General features: G+C 70.0%; 15 protein-coding genes and 1 pseudogene. 1 reads left to right on the top strand and 15 read right to left on the bottom strand.

The annotated features are described in order from the left end of the window. From FNH08_RS25620 to FNH08_RS25570, 12 genes are all read right to left on the bottom strand, one after another. A partial coding sequence (locus FNH08_RS25620; RefSeq protein WP_152773898.1) for a hypothetical protein occupies positions 1-510 on the bottom strand: 510 nt, incomplete at its 3' end. A gap of 15 nt (positions 511-525) precedes the next feature. Next, complete coding sequence (locus FNH08_RS25615) at positions 526-1,140, bottom strand: pilus assembly protein TadG-related protein (RefSeq protein ID WP_152773903.1); 615 nt, start codon at positions 1,138-1,140, stop codon at positions 526-528. After that, entirely contained in the window at positions 1,137-1,340 is a 204-nt protein-coding gene (locus tag FNH08_RS50905) for a hypothetical protein (protein WP_194238611.1), read from the bottom strand. The genes FNH08_RS25615 and FNH08_RS50905 overlap by 4 nt, the downstream gene beginning before the upstream one ends. A 111-nt stretch (positions 1,341-1,451) precedes the next feature. After that, positions 1,452-2,237 (bottom strand): response regulator, encoded by a 786-nt coding sequence (locus tag FNH08_RS25610; protein ID WP_152773897.1) that lies wholly within the window; start codon positions 2,235-2,237, stop codon positions 1,452-1,454. Beyond that, positions 2,230-3,564, bottom strand: coding sequence for a sensor histidine kinase (locus FNH08_RS25605; RefSeq protein ID WP_194238610.1), 1,335 nt, complete (start codon positions 3,562-3,564; stop codon positions 2,230-2,232). Before FNH08_RS25605 ends, FNH08_RS25610 begins: the two co-directional genes overlap by 8 nt. Then, entirely contained in the window at positions 3,561-4,457 is an 897-nt protein-coding gene (locus FNH08_RS25600; RefSeq protein ID WP_152773896.1) for a DUF5936 domain-containing protein, read from the bottom strand. The genes FNH08_RS25605 and FNH08_RS25600 overlap by 4 nt, the downstream gene beginning before the upstream one ends. 49 nt (positions 4,458-4,506) lie before the next feature. Next, positions 4,507-5,448, bottom strand: coding sequence for a type II secretion system F family protein (locus tag FNH08_RS25595; RefSeq protein ID WP_322725359.1), 942 nt, complete (start codon positions 5,446-5,448; stop codon positions 4,507-4,509). 25 nt (positions 5,449-5,473) lie between these two features. Beyond that, positions 5,474-6,814 carry a CpaF family protein gene (locus tag FNH08_RS25590; RefSeq protein ID WP_152773895.1) on the bottom strand — a complete coding sequence of 447 codons (1,341 nt, stop codon included), beginning with the start codon at positions 6,812-6,814 and terminating at the stop codon, positions 5,474-5,476. A gap of 41 nt (positions 6,815-6,855) precedes the next feature. Continuing rightward, the gene (locus FNH08_RS25585; protein WP_152773894.1) at positions 6,856-7,272 is read right to left on the bottom strand and encodes a TadE/TadG family type IV pilus assembly protein; all 417 of its coding nucleotides are present in this window, start codon (positions 7,270-7,272) and stop codon (positions 6,856-6,858) included. Between the two features lie 194 nt (positions 7,273-7,466). Then, entirely contained in the window at positions 7,467-9,095 is a 1,629-nt protein-coding gene (locus FNH08_RS25580; RefSeq protein ID WP_152773893.1) for an AAA family ATPase, read from the bottom strand. 72 nt (positions 9,096-9,167) lie between these two features. Beyond that, positions 9,168-9,884 (bottom strand): Flp pilus assembly protein CpaB, encoded by a 717-nt coding sequence (gene cpaB / locus FNH08_RS25575; protein ID WP_152773892.1) that lies wholly within the window; start codon positions 9,882-9,884, stop codon positions 9,168-9,170. A 91-nt stretch (positions 9,885-9,975) separates the two neighbouring features. After that, positions 9,976-10,875, bottom strand: coding sequence for a hypothetical protein (locus tag FNH08_RS25570; RefSeq protein ID WP_322725357.1), 900 nt, complete (start codon positions 10,873-10,875; stop codon positions 9,976-9,978). 320 nt (positions 10,876-11,195) lie between these two features. On the opposite strand from FNH08_RS25570, the gene FNH08_RS25565 reads away from it, so the two are divergent. Continuing rightward, positions 11,196-12,920 carry a chitinase gene (locus FNH08_RS25565; protein WP_152773891.1) on the top strand — a complete coding sequence of 575 codons (1,725 nt, stop codon included), beginning with the start codon at positions 11,196-11,198 and terminating at the stop codon, positions 12,918-12,920. 96 nt (positions 12,921-13,016) lie between these two features. Here FNH08_RS25565 and FNH08_RS25560 read toward each other — a convergent pair whose 3' ends face one another. The 3 genes and pseudogenes from FNH08_RS25560 to FNH08_RS25550 all read right to left on the bottom strand — a co-directional run. Then, entirely contained in the window at positions 13,017-14,108 is a 1,092-nt protein-coding gene (locus FNH08_RS25560; RefSeq protein WP_152773890.1) for a CU044_5270 family protein, read from the bottom strand. Next, positions 14,105-14,767, bottom strand: a complete 663-nt coding sequence (locus FNH08_RS25555) for an RNA polymerase sigma factor (protein WP_152773889.1) — start codon at positions 14,765-14,767, stop codon at positions 14,105-14,107. Before FNH08_RS25555 ends, FNH08_RS25560 begins: the two co-directional genes overlap by 4 nt. Before the next feature lie 132 nt (positions 14,768-14,899). Continuing rightward, a pseudogene (locus tag FNH08_RS25550) lies at positions 14,900-15,200 on the bottom strand (hypothetical protein); the annotation flags it as partial.

Genomic DNA, 15,200 nt, shown 5'->3' with positions numbered 1-15,200 from the left:
GAACTGGGCGTACCACTGGGAGGTGGCGCCGTCACGGACACCGCCGCCGGTGAACTGTGTGCACAGGCAGCGCCCCGCGGTGTCACGCAGGATGAGGTACTTCTTCTTGCCGTCCTGGTCAATGAGGCTGGCGCCGGAGATCGATCCGCCGTTCTTGGCCAACTCGGTTTCGTCGCTCCGCCAGTCCGCCGCGACCCAGACGGCGCCCGTGTTGTTCGTCACCGTCCCTTCGACGGTCACGAAGCCCCCACTGTCGCGCTCGGCGGACGTGACGGCGAGCGTCAAGCCGTTCTGCCCCTTGACCTCGGCCAGCACCGTGTCCGACTGCGGTTCGTCGGAGTCCTGCTTGCCGTCGTCGTTGTCCTTCTTGCCGGGAGCCGAGGACGAGGCTTTGTTCTCCGACTTGTTGTCGTCACCTCCACCGCAACCGGCCACCGTGAGGAGCAGTCCGCCAGCGATCGTCACCGCGGTCACTGCCCTGCGGACTTTCATGGTGTGCCGAAACTTCATCGGTACGGCTTCCTCTCACTCGGCCAGATGCACTGAGAACATCACGGACGCGTCGGGAAGGTCGTCCGGATCGAAATCTTGGGGGTCGATGTTCACGGGCTGGTCGTCACAGACCAGTTCCACGGGCTTCGTCGGATCGGCGTTCACGTCGAAATCGCAGCGCGGCTGGATGACGGCGGTGGCTTCGGCCTCTGCCTGCATGTTTTCCGTGCCGGGAATGATCGAGTCACCGACCGTGTAGTTCGTCACGACGGCGACGCGGAAGGCGGGATAGCCGTCCAGAACGAATCCTTGGGCTCCGTCCGGAACAGACGCGTCGTTGTCGGCGGCCAGCGCCTGAGCCGCGGCCGAAGGCCCATCGAGGGGAAAGTCCACGTCGCCCAGGTCCAGCCAGTCCAGCCAGTTGTCATCCGTGCCGATGGCGTTGCCCAGATCGAGCACCAGATCGTCCCGGGCTTCCTGCGCCGCCGCCAACGCAGCAGCGTCCGCCGCGGACTGAGCACCATTGCGGGCGAACGCTGCCTGACCGAACGCGAAGAAGGCCAACGCGGCGAAGAGCAGAATCGTCGTCAGCCAGATGTAGATGGGGAGTGTGGACCCCCGGTCGCCGACCGGGCGTAGGACCGTCAGCCGCCGCCGATCACGTTGCCGACGGCGGTCGCGATCGCTCCCGAGATCATGCCGTCCAACCCCAACCCATCGATCATCACGAAGATCCCCGCCACAATGATCATGATCCCCGCGTACTCCACGAACCCGGCCCCCGCGTCCCGTCCCTTCCCCCGCATCCGGGAGACAACGGTCCGCTTCCAGTTGACGAACCTGCTCACGACGCCTGCCCTCTCGCCCGATGCCGATGACACTGCCGACACCAGCACGGTACGTGAAAAACCGCCTACTCCAGGTGGGTCCTGGGACCCAACTTTCGCCCCTGACCGGATTCATCCGCTCCACCCCTCCCGAGCCGTCCCCAGCCAGTGAGCGATCGCTTCGCTCCGCGAGGAACTGTGCAGCTTCGCGAAGATGCGGTTGATGTGGTTCTTCACGGTCTTCTCGCTGATGAAGCAGGTGGCGGCGATCTGGCGGTTGTTCATGCCGGACGCGATGAGGTCCATCACCTCCACCTCCCTTGAACTCAGGCCGAAGGCCGGGCGGTCGGGGACGCGGCGACGAAGTCGGGCCGCGACTGCGGGTCGAGTCTTCGACGACTGTGCCATGACCGGTTGCAGCTGCGAAGGGGGTTCGTGACTTTCCTGTGAAGGTTCGTACGAAACGCCGAGCGGAGATGAGACACGGACAGCGGAGGAAAGAGAGCGGGAAAGAGAAGGGGAAAACGTCGGCCTGCCGTCCCGCAAGTCCCTTACCGCCTTGATCAGTTCGGGTGCCGTGAACTCGCCGTGGACCAGGTAACCGATCGCGCCCCGGCGTAGCGCTTCCGCCACGACCTGGGGTTCTCGGCTGTACGTCAGCATCATCACGGGGGCCAGGGCCACCAGTTGAGGGAGGGCGGTCAGGCCATCGGTGCCGGGCATGCGGACGTCCAGGAGGACCACGTCGGGGCGGTGGGCGACGGCCTCACGCACCGCCTCCTCCCCGTTCGTCGCGTCCGACACGACCTCGATGTCGGGGTGCGCGCCGAGCAGCGCGGCGAGGCCCGCGCGGACGACCGGGTTGTCGTCGGCCACGAGGACGCGGAGGGGCGGGCCGGGACGTGCCTGGTCAGGCATGGGCGGCCTCCTGTCCGGAGGGGTGGGGGGTGGGCAGCGGGAGGTCGACCGTGATCTCCGTGCCTCCCGTCGCGGGACGCGTCACATGCAGTCGGGCGCCGATCCTCGCCGCGCGCTCCGTCATGCCCAGCAGCCCGAAGTGGCCGGATCTCGCCGCTTGGTTGACCGTGAAAGCGGGCGGCAGGCCCACTCCGTCGTCGGTGACGCGGAGGCGGAGGGCGTCGGCCCCGGACTCCAGCTCGACCACGACGTCCGTAGCCCGCGCGTGGCGATGCGTGTTCTCCAGGGCCTCCGCGACGATCGCCAGGAGGTCGTGGGTCGTCTCCGGTGGAAGAGGCGGGGTGTGCGTGTGCCGCAGACGGGCCGGGAGCGCCGTTCGGGACGTGAAGTCCTCCAGGCGGTCGCTCAGTTCGGTCACGAGGTCCGTCGGCGGCTGCGTCGTCAGGTCCGTGTGGCGGCGCAGGTCCGTCAGCAGGTCGCGGGACTCCGAGGCCGCACGGCGGGCCGCGGCGGCCACCAGCGTGGCCTGCTGCTTGAGTACCTGCGGGTCGGCCGGCCGGTCGGCCGAGGTGGCCAGGGCCTCCGCCGCCAGGGCCAGGCCGTGGAGTGTCTTGGCGACCGAGTCGTGCAGTTCGCGGGCCAGCCGGGCGCGTTCGGACTCCACGGCCTCCGCCACGGCCAGGCGGGACGTGGCCTCGGAGAGCGCCTGGGTGGCCGTACCGAAGCGGAACATCAGGTTGCGCAGGGTCACGCCGACGATGCCGGCGGCGACGCAGAAGCCCGCGACGAGGAGGGTGCTGGTGCCCGCGCCGGGGCGGTGTTCCCAGGCCCGGTACACCGTGAGGAGCACCGCCAGTTGCAGGCCCGTGAAGGCTCCGGCGCCGCGCCAGCCGTAGAGGAGACCGGAGAGGAGTGGCGTGCAGACCGTGGCGTAGGCGAGCGGGGACGCCGGGGACGCCGTCAGGAGCAGGACCGCGCCGAAGAGGAGGTCCAGGGCCATGAGGGTGGGGTGCGCGAGGAGGCGGGGGCCGAAGCGGTCCCAGTCCCTGAGCATGGCGTACGAGCCGGTGATGCCGAGGACCCCGGCGGTGAGAACGGCGTGGCTCGGAGGGCCGTCCGTGGCGTTGGCCATCGCGAAGGGTGTGCCGATCAGCAGCATGGTGAGGCGCACGGCGAAGGTCTGGCGGCACAACGCCTGCAAGGCGCTCAGCTGCAGACGGAGGCTCGCGGGGGCGGGCACGTCGTCGGCCAGGTAGCCGCCGACCGGGCCCAGTTGTTTCCGGGAACGCGGCGGCGACAGCGGCCGGAACAGTCGGCTTCCCATCATCGGCCCAGGATGTCGCCGAAGTTCGTCCCCGAGCCCAGGAACATCCCGGTCGCGATGAGGATCATCGTCGCGGGGAGCATGAAGACCAGGGTGACCAGGGTCGCCTTGGGGATCGTCTTGGCCGCGCGGCGCCTCGCGTTCTGGGCGTCGGTGCGGCGCATGTCCGTGGCGAGCTGGATGAGGGTCTCGGCGATCGGGGAGCCGAGTTCCTCGCCCTGCTGGAGGGCGGAGACGAACTGGGCGACCTGCTCGGAGGAGTTGCGCCGGCGGAGCTCGTCGAAGGCCTGGCGGCGGCTGACGCCCATGTCCATCTGGCGGAGCGTGATGCGCAGTTCGTCGGCCCAGGGCCCTTCGTACTTCTCGGCCACCCGGTCCAGTGCCTGGCGGAAACCGAGGCCCGCGGAGACCACGACCGCGAGGACGTCGAGGAAGTCGGGCAGTGTGCGGTCGATGACGTCCTTGCGTTCGCGGATGGCCTGCCAGATCAGCGCGTCGGCGGCCAGCAGCCCGAAGGCGAAGGTCCCGAGGGCGAAGAGGAGCTGGTCGTTGGTGAGGAAGACCAGGCCCATGAAGGCGCCGAAGATGCCGTAGACGGCTCGGCGGGCGGCGTACCTGTTCAGCGTCAGGCCGCCGGGGTTGCCCGCCATGTCGATGCGGCGGCGCTTGGCGTCGACGCGGCGCGGGCCCATCAGGCGCAGCACGAGGGGCGCGAAGCGCATGCCGAGGCGGTCGACGGCCGAGTCCGCCTTGGAGACGCGGGTCGCGCCCACCTCCAGGGCGAGGACCAGATCGCCGGGGAGTTTCGCCTCCGCGCGAATCATGCGGATGCCGAGGACCATGCCCGCGACGGAGACGGCCGCCAGGAGGGCGAGCAGCAGGGGCAGCACCGTCATCTCTCCTCCCCTCTCACGCTTCTCATGCTTCTCGTACTTCTCGCGCTTCTCATACTTCGATCTTGCCGAGGCGGCGGATGACGAAGAAACCGACCGTGTAGAGGCCCAGTGAGATCAGGACCAGGGCCTGGCCGAGGCCTGAGCCGGTCACCCGGGCCAGCGCGCCCTCGTTCGAGGAGTTGATCAGTACGAGGGAGCCGAGGCCGAGGAGCGGGACCGTGAACGCGGTCGCGTTGACCTCGGAGAGCATCGTGCGGACCTCGCGCCGGGTCTCCTTGCGGTCCTCCAGTGTCTGGGTGAGGTTGCGCAGGGAGCTGACGACGGAGCCGCCCGCCTTGTTGGAGAGGACGAGCGTCGTGACGAGGACGACGAGTTCACGTGAGGGCAGGCGTTCGGCCAGCTCACTGAGCGCGTCGTCGATCGAGCGGCCGAGCGTCAACTGGTCGGCGACCCGCGCCAGTTCCTCACCGGCCGGGGCCTCCAGCTCCTCCGCCGCCATCGCCAGCGCCGTACGCAGGGCGAGGCCGGCGGCCGTGGCGTTGGCGATGAGCCGTGCCACGTCCGGGAGTTGGTTGATGAATGCCTCGATGCGTTTCTGGCGCTGCCAGTTGAGGAAGATGGCCGCGCTCCAGACGCCGACGAGGGCGGCGACCGGGCCGAAGAAGGGCGCGAGGGTCGCGGCGGCGATCAGCCAGAGGGCGACGACGACCGCGGTGACGTACGTGGCGAACTCGCCCGCCGTCAGGTCGAGTCCGGTGGCGGACAGGCGCAGGTTGATGGTCCGGCCGAGGCGGGTGCGGCGCAGGCGCCGGTCGATGCCGGTGAAACGGCGGACGCGGCCTCCCACCGTACGGGCGGGGGCCGTACCGGCGAGACGGTCGACCAGGGCCTGGCGCTGGGCGCGCCCGGAGGCGAAGGTGTGGACGCCCGCGACGGCGAACGTGCCGCACAGGACGGTGGCGCCGAGGGCGAGGAGGGCGGGGTTGTTCACCACTCGCTCCGCTCTGTCGTGGGGGTCATCCGATTGCCTGCCTCGTGGTGAGTACGTCGAGGGCCTCGGCCACGCCGAACGCGGGCGGCAGCGGTTCGTTGGCCACGTACAGCTTCTCCGCGACCGGGCGGGGCAGCGGGAGGTGCTCGAAGCGGCCCTTGACGACGCGGTCCGCGCCGAGAGGCTGCGGGGTGAAGCGCGACACCGTGGCGATACGGAACTGCTCGCGGCCGTGCGAGACGAGCAGCGCGATCTCCGTGACCTTGCGGGAGCCGTCGGCGAAGCGGGTGAGCTGGACGACCACGTCGACCGCCGAGTTGATCTGGTCCTTGAGGGCCTCGAAGGGGATGAGGACCTCCGACATGGAGCCGAGGGTCTGGAGCCGCATCAGCGCGTCCTCGGCGGAGTTGGCGTGGACCGTGGCGAGGGAGCCGTCGTGGCCCGTCGACATCGCCTGGAGCATGTCGAGGGTCTCGCCGCCGCGGACCTCACCGACGATGATGCGGTCGGGGCGCATACGGAGGGAGTTGCGGACCAGGTCGCGGATGGTGATCTGGCCCTTGCCCTCGATGTTCGGCGGGCGGGACTCCAGGCGGATCACGTGCTCCTGCTGGAGCTGGAGTTCGGCGGAGTCCTCGATGGTGATGATGCGCTCCTGCTGTGGGATGAGCCCGGAGAGCGCGTTGAGGAGGGTCGTCTTTCCGGTGCCCGTACCGCCGCTGACGATCACGTTGAAGCGGGCGCGGACGAAGGCGGCGAGCAGCATCAGCATCTGCTCGTCGAGCGAGCCGAGGCCGATCAGTTCGGGGAGCGTGTACGCGCGCGGGAAGCGGCGGATGGTGAGGGTCGGGCCGGTGAGGGCGAGCGGGGGGATGATCACGTTGACGCGCTCGCCGGTGGGGAGGCGGGCGTCGACCATGGGGTTCGACTCGTCGACGCGGCGGTTGACCGTCGAGACGATGCGCTCGATGGTCTGCATGAGCTGCTCGGTGGAGGCGAAGCGGAGGGGGAGCTGTTCGACTCGTCCGGCGCGCTCCACGAAGATGGAGTCCGGGCCGTTGACCATGATCTCGGTGATCGAGGCGTCGGCGAGGAGGGGCTCCAGGACGCCGAGGCCGAGCGCCTCGTCCACGACCCTTCTGATCAGCTGGGAGCGCTCGGAGGACGAGAGGACCGGCCCCTCGCGGCTGATGATGTGCCCGAGGACGCGCTCCAGGCGGGCCCGGCGTTCGGCTGCCGCCAGGCTCGACATCTCGGCGAGGTCGATCTCTTCGAGGAGCTTGGCGCGGTAGACGGCCACGAGGTGCCCGTCCTCACGTCCGGCTTCCCCGTTCTCCGGGGCGGCGATACGGGATCGGAGGCTCATCTTCTTTGTCAGCTCCTCTCGGGGGCTTCGGTTCTGGGACTTCAGTTGTTGGGGGTGTCGTCGGTGGGCATGGTGACGCTGCGTTGGATCGGAGGGATGCTGAACAGCGGTATGACGGAGGGGACGTTGACGGTGACCGTGGCGGTGGTGGTGTCGCCGCCGCCTCCCCCAGGGTTGACGTCAGGGTTCAGCCATCCGCTCACCGCCGCTGCACCCGCCGCACCGCCTGTGCCGGGGTTCAGGGACTCGGCCCGAGCCGCGGCCCGCGCCGCCGTCCCCGCCTGATTGATCCCGTACCCGACGAGCCCGAGCTGGATGGCGGCCATCCCGACGACGAGGAGGATGGGCAGGAACCCGGCGAACTCCAGGATGGAGGCGCCTCGGTCATTCCAACGCCAAAGACGCGTCGGCTTCGCCAGGGCCAGATTTTCGCCCCCGCCGCCCCTTCCCGTTCCCATCCCCAGGGGCTCCGCCCCTTCGACCCCGGAGTTGGAGTTGTCAGCCGACGGCAGTCGGTCCGGTGTCGCCGCCCGCCGCCGCAAACGCCTCCGGCGGTGGGACGGGGATGAGCGGTCGGGCTCGGGACATGAGGCGGAGTCCGTGGCTGCCGGGCGGGCCCGGACGGAGTCGTCGGGCCTGGGGCGGGTCCGGATCATTGTGCGTCCCCTTCCAGGGCCGCCCCCGCCTCTCCCTCGACCGGCAGCCAGCCCGGGTTGAAGCCCGGGAAGAAGAGGGGGGCGTCAGCGGTGACCGTGGCCTTCATGACCGTGCCCTCCACGTCGCAGTCGACGGTCGTACGGTCCTTCCAGGCCCCCGGCAGGTGCTTGCTCCCGGCGGCCTGACAAGCACCGGTGAACTCGCCCGGGTGCAGCGCGTTCGCCGCCGTAGCCGCCCGAGCCGCCTCATCCGCCGCGTTCCCCGCGATCGAGTACGTGTACCCGTACAACACGCACTGCCACAGGATCGCCATCACCACGAGCACCAGGGGGAACATCCCCGCGAACTCCAGCGTCACCGACCCACGGTCGCCGCCTCCCTTTCGCCGTAACACCAGCGATCCCCGGTCCGAGCCGGGCTTGCGGCGGCGGCCGTGGCCGCTGCCCTCGTGGGCCACGACGAGCCCCAGCTCGGCCGCCAGCGCCCACAGCGCCTGCTTGACCGTCGACTTGGCGTCCAGGTCCTGCAACCGGCCCGCGTCGACCACCGACTGGAGTTCCTTGAAGGCCGAGGGGACGGCGACCCGCGACACCTTCGTGCCGGTGACCTTCTCCACGAGGGACGGCTGGATCTCCGTGCCCCTGGAGTGGCGGTTGACGACGGTCGACGTCTCCTCGGCCTTGCGGATCTGGAGGCGGTCCCAGAGGCGGACCATGCGCTTGGCGGCGCGGATCGCGACCACGTCCGGGGTCACCAGCAGCAGCGCCTGGTCGGCCATCTCCACCGCCGCCGCGGTCGCCGCGTTCATCTGGGAGCCGCAGTCGACGATCACCACGTCGTGCCGGGCGCGCAGGGCGCCGAGCACCTGGCGGGCCACCCGGTCGGTGACCTCCTCGCCGCGCTCGCCCTCGGCGGGGGCCAGCAGCAGGGCGACGCCCGTGTCGTGGGCGTACACCGCCTCCTGGAGGACGCGCGGGTTGATGTCCGCGATACCGGCCAGGTCGGCGACCGAACGCCGGAACTGCACGTCCAGGTACGAGGCCACGTCCCCGGACTGGAGGTCCAGGTCCAGCAGCGCGACCGTACGGCCCGACGCCCGTGCCGCCAGGGCCAGTTGGACGGAGGTGAGCGTGGCGCCGACACCGCCCTTCGCCCCCGTCACCGTGACGAGCGTGCCGCCCGGTCCCGCGTACAGCTCCGGCGCGCCACTGCCGAGGTGGCGCCGCATACCGGCCGACCAGGAGGCCGCGGCCTGGACGCGTTCCGCGAGGGCGTCGTAGCCGAGGGGGAGGGTGATGATGCCGCGGGCGCCGGAGTCCATCGCGGCCGTCAGCACACCCGTGCTCGTGTCGGCCGTGATGAGGACGACCCCGACCGCCGGGAAGCGCAGGACGAGGTCGCGGATGAGGTCGAGCGCCGGGACCGGGCCGATGCGTTCGTGGACCAGGACGACCTCGGGCAGTTCGTCCAGGGATTCCGCGGCCAGGCGCGCGAGGGTGTCGAGGAGCGCGGTCGAGTCCGGTACCGGGGCGGCCGGTTCGGCGTCCGCGAGCTGGCTCAGCAGGGTGCTCAGGGCGCGGGCCGAGTCGATGTCCCCGACGGCGGGGAGGATACGGATCGTCATCGGTCGGACCTCGCGGTGCCCCACCTCTTGCCGCCCGGACGAACGGTACGTACTGACCTCATGCGCGGCCTCCTACTTGTCCTCGTCGAGGGTGTACGTACGGTCCGAGGGCGACACGCTGGTTGCGTCGCCGCCCGCGACCAGGGCGAGCCGGACGTGCTCGGCGAACGACTCGGCGTACGCGACGCGCTGGGCGTCCGCAGTGTCGAGCGCGAAGGTGATGGGGACCGCGTCGGTGGCCGTACGGCGGCGGTCGTTGCTGGACTGGTCGGGGTCGAGCGCGGTGAGCTTGCCGACGTCGAGGACGCGCGCGTCCGCGACGATCAGCTTGGACTGGTCGACGCCCTTGTCGCTGTCGTCGGCCTCGAAGGTGGCGAAGATATTGACCCGGGATCCAGGATTGATCTTGCCTGCCACGCCCGTCGACGCATCGATCATGATCGCGATCTCCTGCTGCCCCGGCTCGAGTTCGGGCCGGTCGACGATCATGTCGGTCTGGAGGAGCGACCCCTTCTCCAGCTGGGTGACGGCGATCTTCCCGCGGATGTCGCGCATGTTCGTGACGGCCGTGTCCGACAGCCACCGCTTGGGCATCGACACCTTCTGGAACTGGTCCGCCGACAACTCCTTGTACGGCGCGATGTCGTTCTTCAGGCGGTACGCCGTCACCTCCGGCCCGACCTTCGAGTCCACGTCACGGATCACCGAGAACACTCCGGCGAAGGCGCCGACGGCGCACAGGGCCGAGAGGACCAGCAGGATGACGCCGCGGCGCTGGCGTGAGTTCATGACGCGGACAACCTCGATCGAAGGGCGGGGGGATGGACGGGTCGGACGGGGTCGGACGGCCGTGCTTGCTATGGAGTTGTACGTATGTGACTCACGTCGCACCTCGGGGTAGCGCACGCGTGGCCGACGGCTGAACGGCGGGTAAGGCGTTCGACAACGGTGCCGCGCAGAAGCCGCAGCGGTCGCCGATGAGTTCGAGCCCGCACCAGTGGCACGTCTCCCTGCGTACGGACGAGACGAGCTGGTAGAGCACGGACACGTCGTACAGCCCGGCGGCGAACTCGACGAGCTTGCCCGTCCCCCACCAGCGGGCGGACTCGGCGGGCAGCGGCACGGTGGCCACGCCCTGCACCTGCCAGGCGGGCGCGAGCGTCGAGGTGACCCAGTCGGAGGGCGGCTGCGGCCCGTTGGCCACGAGCAGCCGCGTCCCGAACTCAGGCCCGGTGAGCTCCTCCTGGCCGAGGCGGACGAGCTGGGGCCGCGGGTTGGCCAGGACGGCGAACTGGGCGCCCGGCACCCACGACTTGGCGTGGGACTTCAGCGACACCGGCACCCGGTCGAGCTTGGCGACGGAGCCGAGGAGGGCGCCGGCGTAGATGTAGTGGGCGAGGAGACGGGCGGAGGAGGCCAGCACACCCGGGCTGAAGTCGCACACGGACAGCTGTCGCAACTGCTGGGACAGCAGGGCGATCCCGAGCGGCGGCAGATCGATCCCGAGCAGGGCGATCCGGTCGCTTTCGAGCACGGAGCGAACGGTGTGGAGGCGCCGGGCGACGGACTGCTCGGCGACCCCGGCGGCCCCGCCGGCCCCGGTGCTCTCGGCGGAGGCCGAGTAGAGGGCGATCACATACCCGTGCTGCTCGATGAGCGCGTGCATCCCGATGAGGGAATTCTCCAGCGTGTCCTGCGGCTGGACGGAAGCGGTCGGGGTCTGCCGGTCGTGCGGCGGGAGCACCAGGTCGGGACTGGTGACGGCTATCGCGGTCGGCACGCTGCACACCACCCCGTTCTGACTGCGGCGGAGTGGTCGACCACCGCCTCAGATGACCCCTGTGACTTCTTTTCACACCGTCCTGCATCAGCACCATATCCACGGCATGGCCTGCTCAACACCGAATCTCCTTGATCAACTCACGGAAGGTACGGCGAGTCCCACACAGAGTGAGACGCATATGCCCCAACTGAGCACTGGCGTACGGGGATTGAGATCGGACGAGAAACCTTGACAACCTGATTGGTCTGGACCAACTTGTACGTCCAGCGGTGGCCACCGTGACGGATTCCCCACATCCACTCCCCACGGGAGGCACCATGCACCGCGTACCAGGCATGCGCAGACGCGGACGGCAGACCTGGGCAGGAGCCCTCGCCGCCGCCCTCACCGCCGTCCTCACCGCCGCCTGCCTCACCCTCGCCGGAGCGGGACAGGCCTCGGCCGCCGACGTCAACAACGCCAGGAACGCCGGCTTCGAGTCCGGCCTGGCCAACTGGACCTGCTCCGCGAACAGCGGCACCACCGTCTCCTCCCCCGTCCGCACCGGCTCGGCGGCCCTGAAGGCGACCCCGGCTGCCCAGGACAACGCGAAGTGCGTCCAGACGGTCGCCGTGAAGCCCAACTCGACGTACACGCTGAGCGCGTGGGTGCGGGGCGGTTACGCGTACCTGGGCGCGAGCGGCACGGGCACGACGGACGTGTCGACGTGGACCCCGGACACCACGGACTGGAAGCAGCTCACGACGACGTTCACCACCGGCGCATCCACCACCTCGGTCACCCTCTACACCCACGGCTGGTACGGGCAGGCGGCGTACTACGCGGACGACGTGTCCGTGTACGGCCCGGACGGCGGGGGCGGGAGCGACCCGGCCCCCACGATCCCGTCCGCCCCGACTGCCGTTTCGGTGTCGGGCTCGACCTCGTCCTCCGTGTCTTTGGCGTGGAACACGGTGTCGGGCGCGACCGGTTACAACGTCTACCGCGGCGGCACCAAGGTCCAGGCGGTGACGGGCACGTCGGCGACCGTGACAGGGCTCGCCGCCTCCACCTCGTACACCTTCCAGGTCACGGCGACGAACGCGGCGGGCGAGTCGGCGAGGTCGGCGACCGTGACGGGCACGACGACGTCCGGCTCGGGCGGTGGCGGCACCGCGCTGCCCAAGCACGCGCTGACCGGGTACTGGCAGAACTTCAACAACGGCGCCACCGTCCAGCGCATCTCGGACGTCCAGTCCCAGTACGACATCATCGCGGTGGCCTTCGCGGACGCGACCACGACACCGGGCGCGGTGACCTTCAACCTGGACTCGGCGGGGCTGGGCGGCTACACGGTCGACCAGTTCAAGGCCGACATCAGGGCCAAGCAGGCGGCGGGCAAGAAGGTCGTCGTCTCGGTCGGCGGGGAGCGGGGGACGGTGAGCGTGAACGACTCGACGTCGGCCACGAACTTCGCCAACTCGCTCTACTCCCTGATGCAGACGTACGGCTTCGACGGCGTCGACATCGACCTGGAGAACGGCCTCAACGCCACGTACATGACGCAGGCCCTGCGCTCACTGTCGTCGAAGGCCGGCCCGTCGCTCGTCCTCACGATGGCACCGCAGACGATCGACATGCAGTCGACGTCGAACTCCTACTTCCAGACGGCGCTGAACGTGAAGGACATCCTGACGGTCGTCAACATGCAGTACTACAACAGCGGTTCCATGCTGGGCTGCGACGGCAAGGTCTACAGCCAGGGGTCGGTCGACTTCCTGACGGCCCTGGCCTGCATCCAGTTGCAGGGCGGCCTGGCCCCGTCCCAGGTGGGCCTTGGCCTCCCGGCGTCGGCACGGGGAGCGGGCAGCGGTTACGTGGCGCCCTCGGTGGTGAACAACGCGCTGGACTGCCTGGCCCGGGGTACGAACTGCGGCTCCTTCAAGCCCTCACGCACGTACCCGGACCTGCGGGGCGCGATGACATGGTCGACCAACTGGGACGCCCTGGCGGGCAACGCCTGGTCGAACGCGGTGGGACCGAAGGTGCACGGGCTGCCGTAGCCGCTGCCGGCGAGCAATCGGATTCTGAGTCCCAGCGACACGCCGCGTGCACGGCGTGTCGCTGGGACTCCAGGGCCAATTGACGGCCCGGCCTCGTCACTCCGCCGTGCCGGAACCGGGCCGCTGGCGGTACTTGTCGACGACGCCCTGCTTCAGGATGGCGGTCTCCGCCAGGATCGTCCCCTTCTTGCCCGAGGGGGTGTCCTTCGACAGGTAGGTGCGTTCGCCGAGGTAGGCGAGGCTGTCGCGGTCGAAGATCCACTCGGTGGCCCAGCCGGTCCGCTTGTCGACGCGGCGGATGCCGACGCCGTGCCGGCCCGCCGGGTCCACGGCGTCGTCGACCAACTGCACCCCGGGGATCTTCGCGGCGGCCTCGTACAGCGCGGCGGCGGTCCGCGGGGGCATGATGTTCCCCAGCAGTTCGCCGATCTTGTGAAAGACGACTTGCGCCTCCTCCTGGCCCTTCTCCTGGCCCTTCTCCTTGGCCTGTGCCTCGGCCTGCTCCTTCTTCGTCAGGCGGGAGAGCTCGTCGAGCAGTTCGTCGGGGTCGGTGGGCAGGGACGCCAGCCACTTGTACGTGGGGCGGTCGATGCCCGCCGCAGTGCCTGGCGACCCCGGCGGCAGCAGCTCCCTGAGCGGGAAGTAGCCGTCGCCCTCGTAGAACAGGGCCAGCTTCTTCACCGGGCCCGGCTCCTGCGACCACCAGGCCTCGCGCTCGCTCAGCTGCCCCGGCGCGCACGGGCCGTCCTCCTGGCACTCCGCCCCGGCGTCCATGCTCTTGATGTAGACCAGCTGGTCGTCGCGTACGGGCGTGGCCTCCGTCTTCGCGGCGACGTCGGCGATGCGGTCGAGCAGGACCACGGCCGTCTCGCGGTCGGACGGTTCGACCCCGTAGCCGGAGTCCATGTTGGTGACGAGGCCGACGGTCAGGGCCCCGGCCAGCGCGAGGGCCGCGGTGGGCATCCACACGGCGGGGCGCAGCAGCCGGAGGCGGGGCCGCGTCGGCTGCGGGGTCTGTCCGGACGCCTCGGCGGAAGCGGACGTGGTGCCGGAAGCCCGCGTACGGCTCTGGTCGTCATCGATGAGCTGCATCAAACGGTCCTTGTGGTGGGAGTGGCGACCAGGGGGCAGGTCCCGTTCGGTGGGGGACGGGAGCAGCCGGGTCAGCTCCTCGTGCGCCTCGTTCATCGGGATCCCTCCTGAATCTCCTGGAACGGAAGGGCCGCCAGCGCGGCCTCACCAGGTAGCTCTCCGCGACGACTTCTCGGTTCCGTCTTTTCTGCGGGAGTTTCTTCCCCTTCCTCCCGCAGCCGCTGGTCGGTCAGTTTCCACAGCCGCGCCCGCGCCCGGGACAGCCGTGACCGCACGGTTCCCACCGGGACCCCCAGTGCCTCCGCGGCCTGCGCGTAGTCCAGGCCGGACCACACGCACAGCGCCAGCACCTCCCGCTCCCCGCGCCGCAGACGGTCGTACACCTGCCGTACGGCGGCCAGCCGGCGGGCGTCGTCGAGGCGCCCGGCGGTCTCGTCGGCGAAGTCCGCCACCGCGTCCGGTGCGGGACGGCGGGCCAGGAAGGCCAGGCGGCGGCCGAGCCCGCGGTTGGCGTTGCGGGACTTGTTCGTCGCCATGCCCAGCAGCCAGGGCTTCACCGTGCCGCCCTCCGGCTCCAGTTGCTCCCGGGTGCGCCAGGCGTCGAGGAAGGTGTCCGCCATCACCTCCTCGGCGGTCGACCAGTCGCCGGTCAGCCGGAAGGCGTGGTTGTAGACGGCGCGCGCGTACTCCTCGTAGATCTCCGCGAAGGCCTCGCGATCACCCGCCCGTATCCGCGCACGCAAGCGGTCACTCATGTCGTATGCCCCTCATACACCTCACATCTTGAGCTCTCCGCGAGGTGCGGGCGGTTCCGGTGACCTACGCCACAGGGGCGCGGGGCGCGATGTGCGGCGGTGCTGGGTGCTGGTGCGCGTGGGGCCCCGCCCTCACCCCATCGGCCGGTAGTACTGCAGCACCGCCAGCAGTTGGGCGCACCACTCCTGGAGGCGGTCCTGGCGTTTGGCGTCGGCCACGCATTCGTAGAAGCGGCCGTCTACGTGGACGACGCCCATGACGAGGGCTCGGCCGTTGGTGTGTGGGCGGTAGTGGACGCTGCGGATCTCCGGCCAGGAGAAGTCGATGCTCAGGCCGTGGTCCTCGAAGGCGACTCCGGAGGCGTCGACGACGATGGAGTTGTGGCGGTCCACGGCCAGGAACTCCGGGGCCGAGGGCGCGGTCGGCTGCGGC

The sequence above is a fragment of the Streptomyces spongiae genome (assembly GCF_009377185.1).
Taxonomy (GTDB): Bacteria; Actinomycetota; Actinomycetes; order Streptomycetales; family Streptomycetaceae; genus Streptomyces; species Streptomyces spongiae.
The sequence above is the reverse complement of the archived record's forward strand: the minus strand, read 5'-3'. Positions and strand labels throughout refer to the sequence as shown.

Bases quoted from the DNA above. Each gene is read 5' to 3' on its own strand.
- FNH08_RS25610 (WP_152773897.1), bottom strand. From the start codon at position 2,237: ATGCCTGACCAGGCACGTCCCGGCCCGCCCCTCCGCGTCCTCGTGGCC.
- FNH08_RS25605 (WP_194238610.1), bottom strand. From the start codon at position 3,564: ATGATGGGAAGCCGACTGTTCCGGCCGCTGTCGCCGCCGCGTTCCCGG.
- FNH08_RS25600 (WP_152773896.1), bottom strand. From the start codon at position 4,457: ATGACGGTGCTGCCCCTGCTGCTCGCCCTCCTGGCGGCCGTCTCCGTC.
- FNH08_RS25590 (WP_152773895.1), bottom strand. From the start codon at position 6,814: ATGAGCCTCCGATCCCGTATCGCCGCCCCGGAGAACGGGGAAGCCGGA.
- FNH08_RS25585 (WP_152773894.1), bottom strand. From the start codon at position 7,272: ATGGGAACGGGAAGGGGCGGCGGGGGCGAAAATCTGGCCCTGGCGAAG.
- FNH08_RS25580 (WP_152773893.1), bottom strand. From the start codon at position 9,095: ATGACGATCCGTATCCTCCCCGCCGTCGGGGACATCGACTCGGCCCGC.
- cpaB (WP_152773892.1), bottom strand. From the start codon at position 9,884: ATGAACTCACGCCAGCGCCGCGGCGTCATCCTGCTGGTCCTCTCGGCC.
- FNH08_RS25565 (WP_152773891.1), top strand. From the start codon at position 11,196: ATGCACCGCGTACCAGGCATGCGCAGACGCGGACGGCAGACCTGGGCA.
- FNH08_RS25560 (WP_152773890.1), bottom strand. From the start codon at position 14,108: ATGAACGAGGCGCACGAGGAGCTGACCCGGCTGCTCCCGTCCCCCACC.
- FNH08_RS25555 (WP_152773889.1), bottom strand. From the start codon at position 14,767: ATGAGTGACCGCTTGCGTGCGCGGATACGGGCGGGTGATCGCGAGGCC.